At 42.7% G+C, this 17443-nt stretch carries 23 protein-coding genes; 7 read left to right on the forward strand and 16 right to left on the reverse strand.

Annotated elements, in window-relative coordinates:
* Positions 1-188: 188 nt before the first annotated feature.
* Positions 189-1046, forward strand: a complete 858-nt coding sequence (locus MTR82_RS10280) for a pentapeptide repeat-containing protein (protein WP_246808933.1) — start codon at positions 189-191, stop codon at positions 1044-1046.
* Between the two features lie 145 nt (positions 1047-1191).
* The gene (locus MTR82_RS10285) at positions 1192-2130 is read left to right on the forward strand and encodes an aldo/keto reductase (RefSeq protein WP_246808934.1); all 939 of its coding nucleotides are present in this window, start codon (positions 1192-1194) and stop codon (positions 2128-2130) included.
* A 159-nt stretch (positions 2131-2289) separates the two neighbouring features.
* On the opposite strand, the gene MTR82_RS10290 is transcribed toward MTR82_RS10285, so the two are convergent.
* The 11 genes from MTR82_RS10290 to MTR82_RS10340 form a co-directional block, all read right to left on the reverse strand.
* Positions 2290-3264: an S-layer homology domain-containing protein gene (locus MTR82_RS10290; RefSeq protein ID WP_246808935.1), complete on the reverse strand. Its 975-nt coding sequence runs from the start codon at positions 3262-3264 to the stop codon at positions 2290-2292.
* 318 nt (positions 3265-3582) lie between these two features.
* Positions 3583-4839: a Y-family DNA polymerase gene (locus MTR82_RS10295; RefSeq protein WP_246808936.1), complete on the reverse strand. Its 1257-nt coding sequence runs from the start codon at positions 4837-4839 to the stop codon at positions 3583-3585.
* Between the two features lie 146 nt (positions 4840-4985).
* A complete protein-coding gene (locus MTR82_RS10300; RefSeq protein ID WP_246808937.1) occupies positions 4986-5291 on the reverse strand; it encodes a hypothetical protein in 306 nt (101 codons plus the stop codon).
* Positions 5292-5315: 24 nt separating this feature from the next.
* Entirely contained in the window at positions 5316-5639 is a 324-nt protein-coding gene (locus tag MTR82_RS10305) for a hypothetical protein (RefSeq protein ID WP_246808938.1), read from the reverse strand.
* A 195-nt stretch (positions 5640-5834) separates the two neighbouring features.
* Positions 5835-6152, reverse strand: coding sequence for a hypothetical protein (locus MTR82_RS10310; RefSeq protein WP_246808939.1), 318 nt, complete (start codon positions 6150-6152; stop codon positions 5835-5837).
* A gap of 33 nt (positions 6153-6185) precedes the next feature.
* The gene (locus MTR82_RS10315) at positions 6186-6392 is read right to left on the reverse strand and encodes a hypothetical protein (protein WP_246808940.1); all 207 of its coding nucleotides are present in this window, start codon (positions 6390-6392) and stop codon (positions 6186-6188) included.
* 83 nt (positions 6393-6475) lie between these two features.
* Complete coding sequence (locus MTR82_RS10320; RefSeq protein ID WP_246808941.1) at positions 6476-6772, reverse strand: hypothetical protein; 297 nt, start codon at positions 6770-6772, stop codon at positions 6476-6478.
* Positions 6773-6822: 50 nt separating this feature from the next.
* On the reverse strand, positions 6823-7275 hold the full coding sequence (locus MTR82_RS10325; protein ID WP_246808942.1) for a hypothetical protein: 453 nt from the start codon (positions 7273-7275) through the stop codon (positions 6823-6825).
* 25 nt (positions 7276-7300) lie between these two features.
* A complete protein-coding gene (locus MTR82_RS10330) occupies positions 7301-7669 on the reverse strand; it encodes a hypothetical protein (RefSeq protein ID WP_246808943.1) in 369 nt (122 codons plus the stop codon).
* A 480-nt stretch (positions 7670-8149) separates the two neighbouring features.
* Positions 8150-8605 carry a hypothetical protein gene (locus tag MTR82_RS10335; RefSeq protein WP_246808944.1) on the reverse strand — a complete coding sequence of 152 codons (456 nt, stop codon included), beginning with the start codon at positions 8603-8605 and terminating at the stop codon, positions 8150-8152.
* Between the two features lie 47 nt (positions 8606-8652).
* Positions 8653-9174: a DUF2199 domain-containing protein gene (locus tag MTR82_RS10340; protein ID WP_246808945.1), complete on the reverse strand. Its 522-nt coding sequence runs from the start codon at positions 9172-9174 to the stop codon at positions 8653-8655.
* Between the two features lie 305 nt (positions 9175-9479).
* Between MTR82_RS10340 and MTR82_RS10345 the strand changes: the two genes are divergently transcribed.
* On the forward strand, positions 9480-10289 hold the full coding sequence (locus tag MTR82_RS10345; protein ID WP_246808946.1) for a hypothetical protein: 810 nt from the start codon (positions 9480-9482) through the stop codon (positions 10287-10289).
* A gap of 792 nt (positions 10290-11081) precedes the next feature.
* On the opposite strand, the gene MTR82_RS10350 is transcribed toward MTR82_RS10345, so the two are convergent.
* Positions 11082-11519 carry a hypothetical protein gene (locus MTR82_RS10350; protein WP_246808947.1) on the reverse strand — a complete coding sequence of 146 codons (438 nt, stop codon included), beginning with the start codon at positions 11517-11519 and terminating at the stop codon, positions 11082-11084.
* Between the two features lie 628 nt (positions 11520-12147).
* Here MTR82_RS10350 and MTR82_RS10355 point away from each other — a divergent pair.
* Genes MTR82_RS10355 through MTR82_RS10365 form a run of 3 tightly spaced genes read left to right on the forward strand, consistent with a single transcriptional unit; the run spans position 12148 to position 13560 of the window.
* A complete protein-coding gene (locus tag MTR82_RS10355) occupies positions 12148-12666 on the forward strand; it encodes a cysteine hydrolase family protein (RefSeq protein ID WP_246808948.1) in 519 nt (172 codons plus the stop codon).
* Between the two features lie 41 nt (positions 12667-12707).
* The gene (locus MTR82_RS10360) at positions 12708-13331 is read left to right on the forward strand and encodes an HAD family hydrolase (RefSeq protein WP_246808949.1); all 624 of its coding nucleotides are present in this window, start codon (positions 12708-12710) and stop codon (positions 13329-13331) included.
* Between the two features lie 25 nt (positions 13332-13356).
* Complete coding sequence (locus MTR82_RS10365) at positions 13357-13560, forward strand: hypothetical protein (RefSeq protein WP_246808950.1); 204 nt, start codon at positions 13357-13359, stop codon at positions 13558-13560.
* A 45-nt stretch (positions 13561-13605) separates the two neighbouring features.
* Here MTR82_RS10365 and MTR82_RS10370 read toward each other — a convergent pair whose 3' ends face one another.
* The 3 genes from MTR82_RS10370 to MTR82_RS10380 are packed head-to-tail and all read right to left on the reverse strand — an operon-like array spanning position 13606 to position 15699.
* Positions 13606-14817, reverse strand: coding sequence for a leucine-rich repeat domain-containing protein (locus MTR82_RS10370; protein ID WP_246808951.1), 1212 nt, complete (start codon positions 14815-14817; stop codon positions 13606-13608).
* A gap of 22 nt (positions 14818-14839) precedes the next feature.
* Positions 14840-15220 carry a hypothetical protein gene (locus tag MTR82_RS10375; RefSeq protein WP_246808952.1) on the reverse strand — a complete coding sequence of 127 codons (381 nt, stop codon included), beginning with the start codon at positions 15218-15220 and terminating at the stop codon, positions 14840-14842.
* 11 nt (positions 15221-15231) lie between these two features.
* Positions 15232-15699, reverse strand: coding sequence for a DUF4279 domain-containing protein (locus MTR82_RS10380; RefSeq protein WP_246808953.1), 468 nt, complete (start codon positions 15697-15699; stop codon positions 15232-15234).
* A 252-nt stretch (positions 15700-15951) separates the two neighbouring features.
* Here MTR82_RS10380 and MTR82_RS10385 point away from each other — a divergent pair, with 252 nt between their 5' ends.
* Positions 15952-16299 (forward strand): hypothetical protein, encoded by a 348-nt coding sequence (locus MTR82_RS10385; RefSeq protein ID WP_246808954.1) that lies wholly within the window; start codon positions 15952-15954, stop codon positions 16297-16299.
* 243 nt (positions 16300-16542) lie between these two features.
* On the opposite strand, the gene MTR82_RS17150 is transcribed toward MTR82_RS10385, so the two are convergent.
* Positions 16543-17397, reverse strand: coding sequence for a peptidase MA family metallohydrolase (locus MTR82_RS17150; protein ID WP_246808955.1), 855 nt, complete (start codon positions 17395-17397; stop codon positions 16543-16545).
* Between the last annotated feature and the right edge of the window lie 46 nt (positions 17398-17443).

The following is a 17443-nucleotide window of genomic DNA, read 5'->3' on the forward strand; positions in this document are numbered from 1 at the left end:
AGCAAGCCTGGAGAACGCTAGCAATTTAAGGAAATCTTTTCAGGGGCATATTAAGTTCAATCAGCCCTTTCCTCGTCTACGCTGTTGAACATTCCTGTAAGCAGGATTTTTCTTTATTTTCGAGAAGTTAACAGTATGTAAAATTGGCAGCGGCATAGCAAGAGACTAAGCGAAAAGGAAGCGTAGCCATGACTTTACTTCAACCAATCCCACAGAACCAAGCAAGAGAAATCAGATCCAGTCTAAAAGCAGATTGTACACAGTGTTTCGGCTTGTGCTGCACCGCCCTGAACTTGATTGCTTCAAACGATTTTGCCATCAATAAACCTGCAGGGATTCCGTGTCCGAATTTGCAGAAGGATTACCGCTGCCGGATTCACAGCGAATTGCGCGAAAAAGGATTTAAAGGATGTACCGTTTTTGATTGCCTTGGCGCTGGCCAAATGATTGCGCAGACTACTTTCGGTGGAAGCAGCTGGCAGAACCAGCCGGAAAATGCGGAGAAAATGTTTAAAGCTTTCCCTGTCATGGAGCAATTGTTTGAAATGATCGCTTTTATCGCCGAAGCCCTTTCTTATAAAAGCAATCCAGTGCTGCAGCAAGAACTTACCGAGCAATTGGATCTGCTGCAGAGGCTGACGAAGCTAAACGCAGATGAACTGCTGAACTTGGACTTGATTGGCTATCGTCATCCGGTCAAAGAGCTATTAGTGAAAGCCAGCCGCGAAATTCGAAGACGGGCTGTTCCCGACAATGGAAAACGGAAACTTGAACAGCCTGGCGTTGATTGGATGGGCAAAAATTTGAAGGGCAAGGATTTAAGGGGCATGAACCTTCGCGGCGCTTATTTGATTGCGGCCAATTTGGAACAGGCCGATTTACGCGCGGTCGATTTTATCGGAGCCGATCTGCGGGATGCTAACTTTTGCGGAACAGACTTATCGACAAGCCTCTTTTTAACGCAGATGCAGATCAACTCAGCAACAGGCAATCGCCAAACACAATTGCCGGTTCATTTGGATCGTCCGTCACATTGGAATATCTGAAATACCTTTTAGCAGTTTCCAGCGTAAGCAGTAAAAGACGATACAGGTTGGATCGAGCTGATTGTTTTTTGAAAGTTTACTATAAGTAAAGAGAGGTATTTATGACGTATACCAGGAGTTTCCATACAAGAAAGGATGGTACACATTGAAAACGGTAAAGTTAGGCCATAGCGATTTAGAAGTGTCACCGATTGGATTAGGATTGATGGGGATGTCCCCTATTTACGGACAAGTGAATGACGAAGAATCGATCAAAACGATCCACCGTGCTTTAGAATTAGGTGTAACATTACTGGATACAGCGGATGTCTACGGCAATGGGCATAATGAAGAATTGCTAGCGAAAGCGCTAAAAGGCCGACGCGACCAAGCCGTCATCGCCAGCAAATTTGCGTTCGGCCCCAATTTTCAAGGCATCAACGGCCATCCGGATTATGTGAAGGAATCTATTGATAAAAGCCTGAAGCGTTTAGAGGTCGATTATCTCGATTTGTATTATCAGCACCGTGTAGATCCGAATGTGCCGATCGAAGAGACAGTAGGAGCGATGGCAGACTTGGTGAAAGCCGGAAAAGTGCGGGCGATCGGTTTATCAGAAGCGTCTCCGGACCAAATCCGCCGTGCCCATGCGACGCATCCGATAACGGCAGTGCAAACCGAATATTCGCTTTGGAGCCGGGACGTGGAAACGGACGTTTTTCCGACGGTCCAAGAACTCGGGATCAGTTTTGTCGCTTACAGCCCGCTTAGCCGAGGATTTTTATCGGGCGAATTAAAGAAATTTGAAGACTTCGATGAGAACGACGGGCGCCGGAACCTTCCCCGTTTCCAACCCGAAAACTTCGCGAAAAACGTGGAATTGGTTGAGAAAGTGAAAGAACTGGCTGCAGATAAAAATTGTACGCCTTCCCAGCTAGCCATTGCCTGGACCATCGCCAATGGCGCTTTGCCGATTCCCGGCACGAAACGCATCAAATACCTCGAAGAAAATGTTGCTTCGCTTCAAGTCGAATTGACAGCCGATGATTTGCAGCGCATTGATGCCCTATTGCCGAAAAATTCAGCGGTTGGAGACCGTTATTGACTTCTTATACGAAAGAAGAAAGACCCTGGCTACTCATGCCAGGGTCTTTCTCATGTTTTTCTATTATCTTTCTTTGCTCATAAATGGATGAATAATTCATGATTCCGAATAACAAAATCAGCAAAGCTGGAATTAACTGATCATTCATCGGCAATTACCTTATTCGCCTGGCACTGCCACAGGTGTTTCTAAAGGAACTTCAACCGGCTCTTCTACAGGAGCTTCAACCGGTGCAGAGAAGTCGAACGGCACAGCCAATTCTTTTTCATAGTCATCGATGATGAGCTGCCCTTTTTTGCCGGCCAGATCCAAGTTACCCAAGTTAAAGGTAGCGAATAGGCGATCCTTAGAGAACGAAGCTGTAGTCGGCGTGAACTCAAATTCAGAACCATCTTCAAACTGCACAGTAAAATAGAAGAGGTCCGCTACATCCTGCGCGCGGAATTCGCTTGGGACAGCCTCTGTCAGTTTTACTTTAACGGATGTACTGCCAACGAGTTCTGCTGACGCCGCTTCAGGGAAATAGAACGATTCCATGACGAAAGAAATGGTGTTGTATAAAAGGTTCGCGAAATCGCCGCGTGTAATATTGGTGTATGTGCCATAAGAAGTGGCGGTCTTTCCGTTTGTGATGCCGGTGCCGTAAAGAGCGCCGATATACGGTGCAAAGACGCCGCCCACATCGGTAAATGGTGTGTCTTCTTCAAATTCTTCCAGTTCAAATGCTGCGACCAATAGTTTCGCCATCGCGCCGCGTGTCAGGATGTCATTCGGCTTGAACTGTGTTTTGGTGACGCCGGAAACGATGCCGTATTCTGCTAAGCCGTTGACAGCGCCGCGCACCCGGTTATTCAAATCTGTAAAGCCCGCATCCGGCGCGGATTCTGTGTCTACCCCAACGGCATTCGCTAAAATGACCGCTGCGTCTCCACGCGTTAATTGCTGGTACGTGCCAAATTGTGTGGCGCTTTTTCCGTTGATGATTTCGTATTCGTACAAGAAGCTGACGGCTTCGTCATAGCGCGGTCCTACGTCGCTGAAAGTGTGGGTGGATGATGCGCTGACAGGTGATGCCACTGCGGCTACAGCCACGACGGCTGCACTGGCAGCCATAAAAAGGTTACGGTTGTTCAATTGGATAATCCCCTATTCTCTATGTGATCTCGCTACTCTGCTCCGGGTTTATTGACTGGTTTTTCCTGTTCCGTCGTTCGAAATAAGCGGTACCAAATTAGTATAGCGGGATTCCTTAGAAAAACAATCCTACTTTAGAAATTTATTTTACTAATTTTGCTTCTACAAAGAACTGCAGAATATTCCTGCTTTTCTCAGGATGCCCCGAACTTAAATCTAAATCGGCTTGTCCTGATATGCCATTTTTCTACTATGTATTTGAAAACAATCCAAGTTGTGGAGTTTCCGTTTAAATGAAACAGCCTGCAAGCAAATCGTTCACTTTTTATGTCCGCCGATCAACTGGGTCCGCGCAATGGCTGTTCCAGCTTCGGTTTTCGAAACCGCCCGAAAAATGGCTGCGTAGCCGTACCGGTTCCGGATCTCGTCCATGGCGGCCGCCAGTTTTCTCCGCTCCCATTTCCGCTCTTCAAACAGGCTCAGCTGGACGGAAGATTCGCTTTCGAGTTTGCTGATGGACAAATGGATTTGGCGAACCGGCAAGTTTTGATGGAATTCATGGAACAAGTCCTGGCACACCCGGTAAACTTTCATCGTATCGTTGGTGGCTTCATGGATGGTCCGGGAACGGGAAAAGCCTCCGCCGAAGGCCGATTTGCTGTAGCCGACGCCCAGTTGAATCGTCCGCCCCGCCATTCCCGCGTCCCGCGTCCGTTTGCATACATCCTCGCACATTTCCAAGATCACCGTGAAGATGTCTTCGGTTTTCACGTAATCCCGGTACAGAATCTGCCCTTTTCCGTAGCTGATCTGCCCCTCGACAAGCGGTGCACCGAGTTCTGAAAAATCGATGCCGTTGGCGTGCTGGTACAATTGATGGCCCATGATGCCGAATTTCTCTTCCAATCGCTTGAGATCCGCCTTCGCCAAATCGCCGACCGAAAAAATGCCCATATGGTTGAGGTTGGTTTCCATCCGGGAACCGATTCCCCACATTTTGCTGAGCGGGGTGACAGGCCATAATTTCTCCGGGACATCTTCCATTTCCCAGTGCACGACGCCTTTCTTTTTCGCCTCCAAGTCAAGCGCCAGTTTCGCCAGCAGCATGTTCGGCCCGATGCCGATCGCAGAAGGCAGCCCGAATTGGCGGTAAATGGCATCCTGGATATCCACCGCAATTTCCTCCGGGCTGTTCCACTGATTCAGAATGCCCGTGAAATCGATAAAACTTTCATCGACGCTGTAGACATGGATGTCTTCGTGCGCCACATATTGGCCCAGTAAATCCGTGATCGCCATCGAGATTTGCAGGAAGAAATGCATTTTCGGTTCAAGGAGCTGGATGCGCGGGTCATCCGGAATTTCAAAAAGGCGAGTGCCGGTTCTGACGCCAAATTCCGTTTTCATGCGCGGCGAAGCCGCCAAGACCACGCTGCCTTTGCGCTCCTGATTCCCCACCACCGCAATGCAGGCCTGCATCGGATCTTGCCCCGTTTCGACAGCGAGGCAGCTGGCATAGAAGCTGCGCATATCGATGCAGGCAATCACCCGTTTTCTTCCTGAATAACCTGTCATTTGATCCCCCCCAAAAGAACACTTGTTCTTATTCTATACCACGGATTTCAAGGGAACAATCCTTCCGGACAATTAAATTTTGGCTGCAAGGCGCAAAACGTGTGCAAATAAAAACGCCATGAGAGCTCTTAAGCTGTTAATAGCTCTCAGGGCGTTGGATTCGATTCAATTTTTCGTCTGACAAGTTGTTTAAAAAGCTGCCGCTCTTTAGAAGTATGCAGCAGCCTTCGGAGTTTCTTTCTGGAAGTTAAATAGATTTTTAACTCTTCCTCTTCTTTCATCCGGTCTGCTAAAAAAGGGGCTTCTTTACTAAGCTGCTCGAACCAGTATTTTTCCTGAAGCTTCTTCAAATTGCATTCCACTTTTTGATCTGTTGAAAGAAAACCGTATTTTATTTTTCCATTCAGTGCTTTCAGGAGTTCCCAAAGGCCTTCTCCGGCGAGCTCAAACATCCTTCTCTTCTCCTTCCATCTCCCTTAACCATCTAACCTCAGTTGAAAAGCTTCTTGCAAAGCCCGGAAGCGCTCCTCATATTTCTTCATTTTTGCTGAATCGTTAGTGGAATTTAAGAACGGCTTCCGTTTTCCAACCACCATAAGATCTAAACCATCCGGAAGAACAACTCGCACAAAAGGGGAAAACTTATCACAAGTGGTATTCGGAAGCGCAACCGACAGCTTTGCAAATTCCTCTGTAGAAAATTGGTTGGATATCGCTAATTCTTTTAATCCCTTCAGTTCTGCAAGCGGCTGTAGAGACTCATTCGCTACCTTAATATTGGATAAGCCAAGATAGGCCAACTGCTTTAACTCCTTTAGCGGCTGAAGCGTTTCAAGCAGCAGCGGGTGCGTATGATCCCCCTCCAATTCGAGCAGTTGAATGTTTGGGGCTTGGACGAGTGAAGAGATGTCCCGCAGCTTAGAAAACCCTTTGATCGTGAGCGCTGCAAGGTTCAGGTTTTTGGAAAAATCCCATAACTGGATTGCTTTTGGATTCTATTCCAGCCTTAAGACGTGCAAATTGGACAAATTCCCGATCAGCGACAAATCTTCCACCCGCATTCCGTACATATACAGCATTTCAGGATTCACGCTGCTTAAAATTCGGGTGAATTCTTCTTGGTTAACAGAATGCACCCATAACTTAGTCAACCGGTGAAAAGAAGCAAGCAAGTCCAATCCTTTGGTTTTTCCGTGGATAAAAAGTTCTGTTGCATGGGGATCTGTGTTTCGGAGGTCTTCAACCAACTCTGGCTGAATCGCGGTCCGAAACAAGTATTGGGGGCTGTTATTTGCATAATCCACCTGGAACATTCCACCTTCTCCTTTTTCTTTGCTGCTTCCTCATCACGCTTTCCACCTGTTCACAATCACACTGGACAACACAAACGAAACAACCGCAAGAACGGGAAGCACAACCATGAGCGAGATGAGCTGCGTTTGCACAGTAAACGGCAAATAAGCATTTTCGATCCAGCCATATAGGTTGAGGAAAAAAAGAAACAGACCAAAAGCGATTATGCAATAAATTGCTTTTGATAAAATACTATTCAAGGGAACCTCCTTTTAAATTTGAAGTAAAGCAAGAGAATCCAGTTCAAGTTAAATTCTTTCACATGATGCCTTCAAATCTCTAATTAATTGAAATACAAATGCCAAAACAAATAAATCAGCCCCATCATGAATAAGGCCGTCGCAAGTGCGACTCCTCTAAAAACAATCAGCTGAACCGCTGGCGAAAATAATTTTTTGCTCCCCCATAAAACAAAAGCAAAAAACAGTCCGATAATCGCAAACGGCCCATCGCTGTACGAAAAAGCGTCATCAAACCCCCGCTCTTCATTTTCTTGATATGGCTTCACTCCTGCATAGAAGCTAACGAGCCCAAAGTACCCGAACAATACAGTCGCAAGCCAAGGTATCCATATTTCCATAAGTTTCTCCATTCTCCTGGTCGCTTATAGCGATGTTTCATGTACCCACGTCACTTTTCAAACAGTTCTTTTTTCTCTTCTGTCGTAAGACCCGTAAAAAACACTTTATGAACTCTCAGTTGCCTTGTATTCGATAATGGTTTTTCTAGCCAAGTCGCTGCCATTGGCGTATGTTCGGGTTGCGCGTTTACTTTTTCTAAAAACTGTTCATATTCTTTTATCACTTCATCATTCAAACTTACAGGATCCATATTTCTGCTTTCATAATCCTTTGCAGCCAGTTCCAGTGCCGTGATAGGCTCTGACAATTTTTTAACTACGCCAATCTCGCAGGGCATGCGCTGGTCATCCAATGAGACGAAGTAATAATGCTCTCTTGGAAGGCGGAACAATCGCTTCTTCGTATCCTTTTTACTCGCAAGATAGAGCCAGCTTCCTTTACTGCCGTGGCAATTAAGCTCAGATTTATCAATAGCCAACAACATTTTCTCAAACTTCTTCAATATATCACCCTTTTTTATCGGCACTTCAATCTCCCAGTGCGATTACTTTTTTGCTATTATCGAGCGCATTCAAACAAAGCGCTTTTAATTCTTTAGCGAATGCATTGATTCCCCTTATCCGTTCATTTACCTCCCACTGTCTCTCAGTATGGATGTCATATTCTTGAAGCAGCTCCTCACAAATGAGGACCAGTTCCTCCACCTCTCTAGCTGAAAACACCCGGTCCTTATATTGGTCAAGATTTAAAAGAAGGCCGAAGCTTTTTGCTGGATAACCCTCCTTTTCCAACAAAAAAGCTTGAAGTTCTTCTTCAAATTTCACGTGTTTTTCAGAATGTAAAACTTCACCTCGGGTATTAGCAACATAAAAATCAAGCCCAACGCCGCTTAACATGCAAATTCCTCCCTATAAAAACACATCTATATTCGTTCATTGACAGATTAAATCCCAACTGCTAGATTTCATTCTTTCAACGAATCCGTTCACGCTGCCTTCTCTCCATTATGTCTGGCAGCTTGTAGATTCCAGGATCCTCATCGGTGCACCGAATGTGAAGCTTTTTGAAATAAGGCAGAATGCTTTTTGTAAATAATCCAAGTGATAAGCGAAAGGAAAAAGAAGCCGATGGCGAACAAGGTATTCCTTACTAGATTTTCGGTGTCATTGGTATATACATTGTGAATTATACGTATTAGAGAGACCACTAAGAATAATGTATATAGAACGGGAACGTATATCACAGGCCTCTCCGGATCTGAATTTTGCTTTTTTTGAAACATCGTACATCCCTTTCAATTTAGAAGCATGAGATTTTGCTGTTCACTTAATTAACGGGAACGTGCAGTTCCACGCACTCCGCTATTTCCAATATTTTTACTCCTCAACCCTCAATACGCCATACCGCTGCCTTTCACCCATCCAGGAACTGGCGTCACGCCAGTAAACTTCTTGTGCGGAAATCCAGCTAACCGAGTGACGAAACGGCTGATCAATTTGCCAATCTTCGTCTTGTGCCCAATAAAACTGTCCGTCGTATGCCATTAACTTAGCGCTATAAATAACCGGATCACTATTTTTTGATGAAGGACAAATATGAAAATTCGTGACGCCTTTAAAGAGCAATTCGACTGCGGATGGCGCTGGCGCTTGTCGTTGAAATAAAATCCGCGCGCAAGCATCTAAATCAGTCGACATACTCATATCGAGATCCTCATCCACAAACGTCTCGGTCCACATGTAAAGCTCTTTCAAGCAGCTGTCATGAAAACCGCCGAAAAGTTCCATAAAATCTGCGATTGCTGTAGAATCGTCCATTTGATGCCAGGTCATTTAGTGCCTCCTTCTTTAAAAACAAAATTCGAAAACGATTGGTCTCCTCACTTCTCATTATGGCAGAGTTCTTCCGCAATCTTTTGGATCCGGTCGAGGGTCATGCCATTTCTTTGCTCCATCGCCAGCGGGTGATCCGTTGGCTCGAGTTCAATGAACGGAATCATTCCAACTGAACGCGTATGGACCATCGTCTTTAGTTCCAACGTTTCTGGATAACACGGAATGGAAGTGGACAGCCACCCAAACATGGGGCTCAGTTGTTGTTCCCGCCCTTCCGTTTCCCAATATTCCAGTGTCTGATCAAAATTAGCTTCACTTAGCGAAACCCAGACGTTCCAGATAAACGGATGGTCTCCGCCCGTTACCGGAATTTCTATCGCTCCTCGCATGAAGAAGTATTCCTCATCCACAATGCATAAATCATCATTCGCCTCAATCCGGCTTTCCCGCTCTTCTTCAGGAATGTCCAGACAATAGTCAGGCAGTGGGCTCCCATAGCTCATTGGCAGCGCTGCATGATATTCACCGCAAGTCTTACAGAAATATCCTTGGTCGATTCTGCTCATTCTTTTCTTCTCCTCACACCTAATTTCAAGTGTCTAAATGTCATAAAAATACTAGACTGGCCGTTCTTTCAAGTATATTAAGTACGGATAAAGATAGCTAGCTAAATTTGGGAAATAAAAAAGATGTTTTTTACAGCTTTGCGTATTTTAAAATAATTATCGTTTCCATCTATATGAATCAATTACCAAGTTCCCTACCTCAGACTAGGAAATTTTTTTCTTCTGGAGGATAGCTTTTTTCAAAAAGATATAGGATGCTTACACTACTGAACTGCTGAATCTCATCAAAGGAACGTGATAAAAAAATGGCAGATAAAAAGGCACTTAAAATACTCTTTAAGCGTTATTGGTCCTCTGAGGGTTGGACTAATTCATATTTGACTAAAGAAGAATTAAATTATGCAAAAGCAGCAGGCGTTATGTTTGAACAAAAGAAACTATCTCATGATGAGGCGATTCAAAAATTGGCTGCAGTCATTAGCACTTTAAGCTTAGAGGATATTGCCACTCAATTCGTAGCGAGCCTATCTTCCAGAAGACTAGAACTCCGTTCCGCATTAGGTAGTTTTATGGTCGGCAGACACTTAATAGCCCACGAATATCTGGGAGATGAAAATATTTGTAGTTATTGCGGAGGTTTTAACAAAAAACAGGAGTTTGTAGATTTGAATGTACTTAATTTTGAACGGTTCAAATGGGGAGGCGTAAGGCATCTTGACCCTTTTTATATAGCTTTTGATCTTGAACAGTTCAGCAAGGCAGAAAAGCTTACACCGACTCGCGAAGATCATGAAATTCTCCATCGTATTTTTTCTGTGGTGGATGAATTCCCTGGTGAAGGAAAAGTTGGAGAGCTGGAAAAAGCACTCTCCAAAGTTTTGAAATCCAATAAAGATGAACGCCGAGTTTTACTGGAAATTCTCGGCTTTTGTTCCATACTGTCTACGAATGACCGCCCTGGCTTTATCGATCATTTCATTCCCTACCTAGAAAGAGAGGAACCTTCACATGCGAAAAACGATTGGTCCTATCCAGTTTGTTGGTGGACAGGGAAGCATGGCTTAAATAAAAATGCTATAAAAGAAATATTCTCAACATTCCCTTTCAGAGATTAATGGTTAGTTCCTTAATCAAAATAAAAGGGAGAAAAGAGGTTGTCGCATTTACGTCTCTCCTCCTCCCTAATTAGTATATTAAAATTTAGCAAAGTTAGGATTGTTAAGCTAAAAGCCCAGCCAATTTGTATTTCTTTGTTTTAAGAGTATCAAAGCCTTCATTTATTGGATGTAGCCGATATTTGTCTCCATGATGTTCTGTATGTTTATAAACGATTTCGTTTATTCCCTTGCGCCTCCTGAAAACTCAATGAATTTCTCTTTTTCGGAAAAAACGAAACTTAATTGGAAATTATTTCGTATATTAATAGATTCTATTTAACGAAAACGGAGGCGTTAACGGTGAAATTTTTCTATTGGAATCTGTCAGACAGAGAAAAATTTATACGTTCACTTTGGACAGGGGTTCTGGCACTATCCTTTTTATATGTTGCCGTTTATCTATACGAAGGCAGTCTCTTTGTTAAATTTTATTTACCCATCTTCGTAACAATCGCCATGGTGGTTTCGCTCTTTTTAAAGTATCAAAAATACAAGAAAACGGCTTAACCTAGTAGTATATAGACGAAATTTAACTAGCGTTTCCCGAGCCTCATGAAAAGAGTTAAAAAGAGAAGCAAATAAAGAATAAATGTCTTTAATATTTTGGATTAAGTGTGATTTTATTGCTTGGCTATGGCGTCTATTGGACATTTTTTGAAATGAACATCCATCAAAACTTTCTCCTTTCATCTCTGACGGAAGGCTGTAATCTGGCTTTTCCGTCTACCAATTCAGCTGTCTGTTAAATACTTAAAACAAATCGGTACTCACCTTATTTTTATAGAGATCCACTTTAGCGGCACTAAAGTGGAGTTTCCTTAACACTCCATTGATCTGCAGGTGAATCGTGATGGCTACTGGAAAATCGAGCTGCTTAATCTTGTCTTCAATCGCATAGTAGGCTGCGCGTTCTTTGTCATAGAGAACGATGGAACTGATGAATGCTTCCTGTCCTTCAGTATCCAGGCTGCACAAGAGCGGAAACAATTCTTTGTCGTTTATCATAGCTTCGCCCAGGACAATTGAGCCGTTTAAGACTGCTGTGAAATTAGTGGTTTCAGCTGGCTGGACCCAAGTTTCGTCCTGCCCTTCCTCGCCTTCTGAACCGATTGCCCAGTCCCAAATGGGAAATTGTTTCAAATCTTCTATAGTCAATTCATCGACGGGTTTGCTTTTTATCCTCATCATTGTTTCATCCTCCTTTAGAATAAATTAAAACCCTTAATAATAACGAATTGAATCTTCGATATAACATTTTCCGTTCATTATATATCACGGTTTTCATATGCATTTGTTATTGGTTTATGCGCAGAATCAACCAAAAAGAAGACAGCAAAACCAAGCAGACGCGCAATTGAATTTTGTACTTTGATTCTCTGGATTAATAAATACCGGCAGAAGATAAAACAGCAATACTCCAAGTGATAAGTACAAAAGAAGCCGTTAGCCAGAACGTATTTATCGATGTCTTTTCATTTGTCTTCACCTTTTTAATAATGGCCACCAAGTTTAGACAAAAAATAATACTTAATGCAGGAACAAGAACCCAAGCTAAGTACATAAAAAGAATTATCAAATCATTGCCTCCATTTTATTGTCTCATTTATAAGATGAAAATTCGACTTAATAATAACATTAATTCCCATTTTTCTATACACACTTAATGAAGTAGAATAAGTTAACCCTTTACTTTTCTTCCTGTCTTTCAGTTGATCACCACTAAAAATTCGTGTCTCACGAAATAAATGAAAGCTATACAAACAAGCAGATCCTCTGTAATATAAAGAAAACGTTTTCATGAAAAGGAGAATGCCGGATGTCTAAAACTGCGCTCTTAATCGTTGATGCTCAAAATGAGATGTTCGATGCTGCCAACCCTGTCGATCAAAGCGAGAAACTGCTCGAAAATCTGCAGTCCCTTCTTCAAAAAGCACGGTCAGCTAAGGTTCCGGTCATTTATGTGCAGCATAACGATGCCGGGCTCGTAAAAGGCACGGATTTTTGGCAAATCCATTCCTCCCTCACGCCGGAAGAAGGCGACGTCGTCATCCAGAAGTGGGCTGCGAATTCCTTCCAAGAAACCGAGCTGTCAGAAACCTTGAAAAATGAAGGCATACAGAAACTCGTAATAGGCGGAAACCAGACCGAACATTGCATTGCTGCGACGACTCGCCGTGCGAGCGATTTGGGGTTTGATGTAGTTCTTGTGAAAGATGCCCATGGTACGTGGGATTCTGACGACTTCACCGCCAAGCAAATCATCAACCATCAAAATGAATTATTGAGCCATTTCGCCACTTTACAAGGAACAAACGAAATCACGTTCGAACAATAGCTGCCTATCAAAAAAGTTGCCATTATTAAGGAGGATTCTAGTTGTTTAAATATGTAATTTTCGATGTGGATGGAACGATTTTGGATACGGAACGGGCCATTTTAAAATCACTGGACCAAGTTTTGCGAGAAGAAGGCCATGCGTATCCGATAGAAGAGTTACGTTTTGCGCTGGGCATCCCCGGACAAGAAACCTTAAGAAAACTGAAAGTTGACGATTTGGAGCGTGTCCATTCAAAATGGTCGCAAGCCGTATTGGAATTTTCGCATGAAGTAGAGGTCTTCGAAGGCTTGCGAGAAGTGATACAGTCGTTGCCGGAAATCCCGGTTCGAACAGGAATTGTCACGTCAAAAACAAAGCAGCAATTGGCAGATGAATTCGAACCGTTTGGGTTAACTTCTAATTTTGAACAGATCGTCTGCGCAGATGACACCAAAAATCATAAACCGCATCCGGATCCGTTATTGCTTTGTTTAGCGAAATTGAACGCGCCTCCAAACGAAGCTATATACATTGGCGATTCGGTCTATGACATGCAATGCGCTAAGGAGGCAGGCGTGAAATTCGCGCTTGCGTTATGGGGAGCGAAGCAGCGAAAAGGATTTGAATCCGCTGACTACGTATTGGCGGAACCAAAAGATATGTTGCAATTACTTAACGAGTGATTAGCCTAAAAGGAGGAACAGAACGATGTCGAGAATCGAAAATTCCAAATGGAAACTTAGTTTGGCCGGCTTTACAGCGTTTATTTTAGGCTCAATCTTCTACTTGATAACAGGGCCTAATCTGATAGGAATACTCGGTTTCTTAATATCAGCCATCGTTCTGTTCTTTCTAAATGCAGGCTATGTAATTTATAGGAAAATAAAAGCGAAGAAAGGCAAAGAGGCGTAGTCTTATTCCCTCCTGCTTTTCTTCGCTTTTTTTAGGAAGCTTCCCCTACCATTCGCGCCATTCTTCGGTAACGTCCTCTTCCGTCTCCAACCCGGCTTCCTGTGCTTTTTCCATAAGGAACTCCTGCAGCTCTTCCCGCTCCATCGTCTCTATGAAGTAATCGTATTGATCATTTAAGGCATTTAAACGGAGCACTGTTTTTTCTACTTGTTTTAAGATTTGCTTTTCAGAAGGATCGCGAAGACGTAAAAGCTTCTTTTGATAATCTTCGAGCACGTCTGCAACGGCCGCTAGATTTTCTTCCGTAAATAAGTCATCTTCCTCCATCCGTATTTTCCATGCATCCGTAGGCAAAAGCGGCACTGCCAAAGCTGCTTCTCCTTCCTCATTCCGCTTAGGTTTCTCGATAAACGTCGGTGGATATACATCTTTTAGCCGATGGGAATAATGCTTTTTATTTGTAAAATACGCGTAGTCCAAATTGATGCATGGTGAAACATCGCCGTCGAGGACCGTCGTATCCCAAAATTGTATGCTATTCAAGTGAGGCAGTTGCTTAATGAACCCGATGGATGGTATGGTTCCGCAGTTATTGAGGTCCAATTGTTCGAGCGACTGGACTTTTCCAATCGGCGATAAGTTTTGAATGTTTTTTACACCTTCCATTGAAAGTGATCGTAAATTGCCCGAAAGTTCCTGGATCGCTTCAATCTCTTTTAAGCTTCTCATTCCATATAACTCCAGGTGCCGCAACCGGGTTAACCCCTGAATGCCGTCTAAAGAAGTAATATTAGAAGTAATGAGCTCTAATTTCTCAAGTGCTTTCAAGCTTCTAAATTCCTCTAGATTTTTCCCTTTCGGCTTATAGCTCCAAATCTTCATGCTTTTCAAATGATGGAGACTGCCAATCGCTTTGGCTTTAGGCGGCAGCGTGCCGTATATCTCTTCCAACGAAGAAAGCTGGCTAAAATCTACGGAAGAGACCGGCACAAGGTCACCGATTGACAGAGCTTTTAATGCCTCCAACTTATAGAGGCCGCTTAAATCGTTCACATTTGGTCCGTACAATCCTACCGATTCGATGCTTGGGCAATCGCTGAGAAAATCGATTTGAGACGCTTGATAGTATTCGGAAATCTCTACATTTTTAATTTGATTTATTTGGATGTACTGAATTGATTCCAGAACATTGTATTTGCCAATCCGCACCGTGATTCCATTCTCGCCTTCTCGTAAGCGAAGTTTGCTGTTATCCATAAGCCCTCCATAATCCGTTTTTTTAATTCTCTGTTGCTTCATTTAAAATTTCTATTTTTTCACAATAGAAACTCACTGAATCGTCTTCATAGTCCTCAATTAAATAACGGCGCTCCTTTTCAACCCCGTACTCTTTTAAATCCGTTATGTGGAATCCTAATAACTGGTTATAGGCATTTCCAAAGCCAGTTAATTGAAGTGACGAGACATTGATAAATTTTAAAATCACTTCAAAAGATTTCTCTTCTTCTGGGATCAAGGTCATTTCCAAAGATGAAATCTTATCAAAAACATCGTTATATTCTTCGTAAAAATGAAAAGCTGGAATCAGTAAGGTTCCGCTAAATTTAGCATCGGGCATTTTCATTGCCAGCCCAATTGTTTCATACCATGGTATTCGCATCGTTAACTCCTTTACATCCCTTCTTCATTACCATTCTCGAGCGGATAGATATACATATCCACATCGATAATAGTGCCAGTTAAATAGCAAAACTCAATGATTTCTTCGTCAAAGGAAAGCCAAGGTTGTTCGTCTCCATAAATACTTGGAACGATGGTGAGTATAAAATTTACATCGTATCGCTCTTTTATTTGAAGTAATTGGGGGATTTTGTTTTTGAGGTTCCGGATGGTTTCTTTGCACTGGGCTTCTACATCCAGTTTTCCCGCCTCAGATTTTTCAGCGCTCCATGTCGAGAAACGGTATACAGAACCATCGATCCTTTTATCACCATAAGCCCAATAGCTGAAAGGTTGAATCCCTAGAGTATGCGTCAGTTCTTGTGGCGCAAAGATCCCTTTTTCATAAGCTATAAATCCATTATCAAATTGACCATTGCTTTTAATAGCAAAATAAGTGTAGCTGTTCGTCTTCTCCATTCGACACCCCTTACTGATTAAGCATAAAATATTCAAAAAATACATTCTCTTCCAATGATTATAGCGAGAAAAATGATCAAGTGGAACAAGTCACACTATACTGCTCATTAAATTAACGACATACAGACGTCTGCGCTTGCCGCTCTCAGAAAAACTGCCCGATCATTCCCTCCTGCAAGACACCAACCTGTTTATCATCTATTATAAAATGAAAAGTTTTCACGTATACTGACGAAATGGAGAGATAGCAGGATGAAAAAACAGGCTCTTGTATTTGTTCTATTATTGAGCGGCTGCCAAGGATCTGAAGAAGCTAATAGTTTATCGGATCCTTCCACTTATGATGTGACAGGAATCATCACAGAAACTTACTCTGATAAAGTACTTTTGGAATTATCCCAAGGGCTTGAAGAAAATGAGAAAGAAATGTGGCTGGTTGTTAGTGAACATACTAGCATTAGTGATTTCCAAAAGAATAAATTAGAAAAACAAGATTTGCGTATACAAGAAAAAGCAAAAGCGAATTTAGAAGATTCCTGTATCGATACTGAGCCACGAACTTGTTATGCAAAAGAACTGTTTGTAGATAAAGAAGGTTGAAGTTAATTCTTCTAAACTCAAAAGAGCTTTCTTTTAAAAGTAAGAATTGCTTCCTTTACTCACGATACAATAGCAACCCAATATTCCAGACGAGCCCAACTAGCACACAAATTATCGAAATCATTATGGCTATGGCATACAAAGTTCCTGAATAGACTACATTCTCAGCTAATATAAACAGGAGTATCCCAAAAAATAAATACATATGCGGCAAGATAAATCGATTCATAGCGCTGCCCCCTTTCATATCCCTATATCATTCTCATCGTAATACTCGAGTTCGTCGATTTCTAATCCTGTCACTTTCTTAAACGCCTGATTGAAGTCATGAGTGATCTGAGTTTCGTTCAATAGATCCAAAATGACCTGTTCTCCGTATGTATGGATCAAATAGCGGACTGCTATATAGGACTGCAGGTAGATATTGGCTGTTGGATCAGCATCCAACGTTTGCCACTGGTCCTGCGTCGAAAGTGCAGTTAAAGGAGGCCGTTCCTGCTCCATGACCGTGACGCTATTTTCTTCACTCCCAATGTATTCTGCAAACCCCTCCGCTAGCCAAGAAGGAATTTCTTCCGGTTTAATTTTGAGTTCCTGAAATTTATGTCCAAGAATGTAATGAGTGTATTCATGCATAACTTGCTTATTGAATTCCCAATTCATTGGACCCGGTCCAGCGGCTAAAGCTTCTCTGTCTTCAGGAACGATGACGATCAAGTTCATTTGGGGCGAATAGAGGCCGTTGCCTAAACTCATATCGATTCGCTCCATATCTTCTTTGTTTTTTAACAGGACAAGATCAACAGGCTCATCATAAGAACCGACGAACTTCTTATTGAGTTCCATTCCTCGATCGAGAGCATTTTTTGTAAGCTCAATTAGGTTCTCATCCGATTCTGTAAAATACAGTGTTGAATGTTTATGCGCTGCTATTTGTTTGTATGGTTTTAGAAGCTCTTCCTTTGAATCAGCTGCCACTTGTTCTACCGCCATTGTAAAAATAAAATCAGCGATGAGGTCTTTCGGTTTTTGAAAAGCGAAGCCAATGAGACAGAAAAGAACGAAACAACCTGCAAGAACCCATAAGATCTTTTTCACTTCTCACATCTCCCCCTAAGCTTAAATTCCTCTATTTTTTCTTTTT

Origin of the sequence: Planococcus ruber (assembly GCF_022819085.1) — a bacterium.
GTDB lineage: Bacteria > Bacillota > Bacilli > Bacillales_A > Planococcaceae > Planococcus > Planococcus ruber.

What these genes read in the sequence shown, in the direction of transcription:
- MTR82_RS10300 (WP_246808937.1), bottom strand. Translation starts at nt 5,291, where the DNA reads ATGTTTGAGCTCGCCGGAGAAGGCCTTTGGGAACTCCTGAAAGCACTG.
- MTR82_RS10335 (WP_246808944.1), bottom strand. Translation starts at nt 8,605, where the DNA reads ATGACCTGGCATCAAATGGACGATTCTACAGCAATCGCAGATTTTATG.
- MTR82_RS10310 (WP_246808939.1), bottom strand. Translation starts at nt 6,152, where the DNA reads ATGTTCCAGGTGGATTATGCAAATAACAGCCCCCAATACTTGTTTCGG.
- MTR82_RS10370 (WP_246808951.1), bottom strand. Translation starts at nt 14,817, where the DNA reads ATGGATAACAGCAAACTTCGCTTACGAGAAGGCGAGAATGGAATCACG.
- MTR82_RS10375 (WP_246808952.1), bottom strand. Translation starts at nt 15,220, where the DNA reads ATGCGAATACCATGGTATGAAACAATTGGGCTGGCAATGAAAATGCCC.
- MTR82_RS10355 (WP_246808948.1), top strand. Translation starts at nt 12,148, where the DNA reads ATGTCTAAAACTGCGCTCTTAATCGTTGATGCTCAAAATGAGATGTTC.
- MTR82_RS10330 (WP_246808943.1), bottom strand. Translation starts at nt 7,669, where the DNA reads ATGTTAAGCGGCGTTGGGCTTGATTTTTATGTTGCTAATACCCGAGGT.
- MTR82_RS10295 (WP_246808936.1), bottom strand. Translation starts at nt 4,839, where the DNA reads ATGACAGGTTATTCAGGAAGAAAACGGGTGATTGCCTGCATCGATATG.
- MTR82_RS10345 (WP_246808946.1), top strand. Translation starts at nt 9,480, where the DNA reads ATGGCAGATAAAAAGGCACTTAAAATACTCTTTAAGCGTTATTGGTCC.
- MTR82_RS10365 (WP_246808950.1), top strand. Translation starts at nt 13,357, where the DNA reads ATGTCGAGAATCGAAAATTCCAAATGGAAACTTAGTTTGGCCGGCTTT.
- MTR82_RS10340 (WP_246808945.1), bottom strand. Translation starts at nt 9,174, where the DNA reads ATGAGCAGAATCGACCAAGGATATTTCTGTAAGACTTGCGGTGAATAT.
- MTR82_RS10380 (WP_246808953.1), bottom strand. Translation starts at nt 15,699, where the DNA reads ATGGAGAAGACGAACAGCTACACTTATTTTGCTATTAAAAGCAATGGT.
- MTR82_RS10350 (WP_246808947.1), bottom strand. Translation starts at nt 11,519, where the DNA reads ATGATGAGGATAAAAAGCAAACCCGTCGATGAATTGACTATAGAAGAT.
- MTR82_RS10385 (WP_246808954.1), top strand. Translation starts at nt 15,952, where the DNA reads ATGAAAAAACAGGCTCTTGTATTTGTTCTATTATTGAGCGGCTGCCAA.
- MTR82_RS10320 (WP_246808941.1), bottom strand. Translation starts at nt 6,772, where the DNA reads ATGGAAATATGGATACCTTGGCTTGCGACTGTATTGTTCGGGTACTTT.
- MTR82_RS10280 (WP_246808933.1), top strand. Translation starts at nt 189, where the DNA reads ATGACTTTACTTCAACCAATCCCACAGAACCAAGCAAGAGAAATCAGA.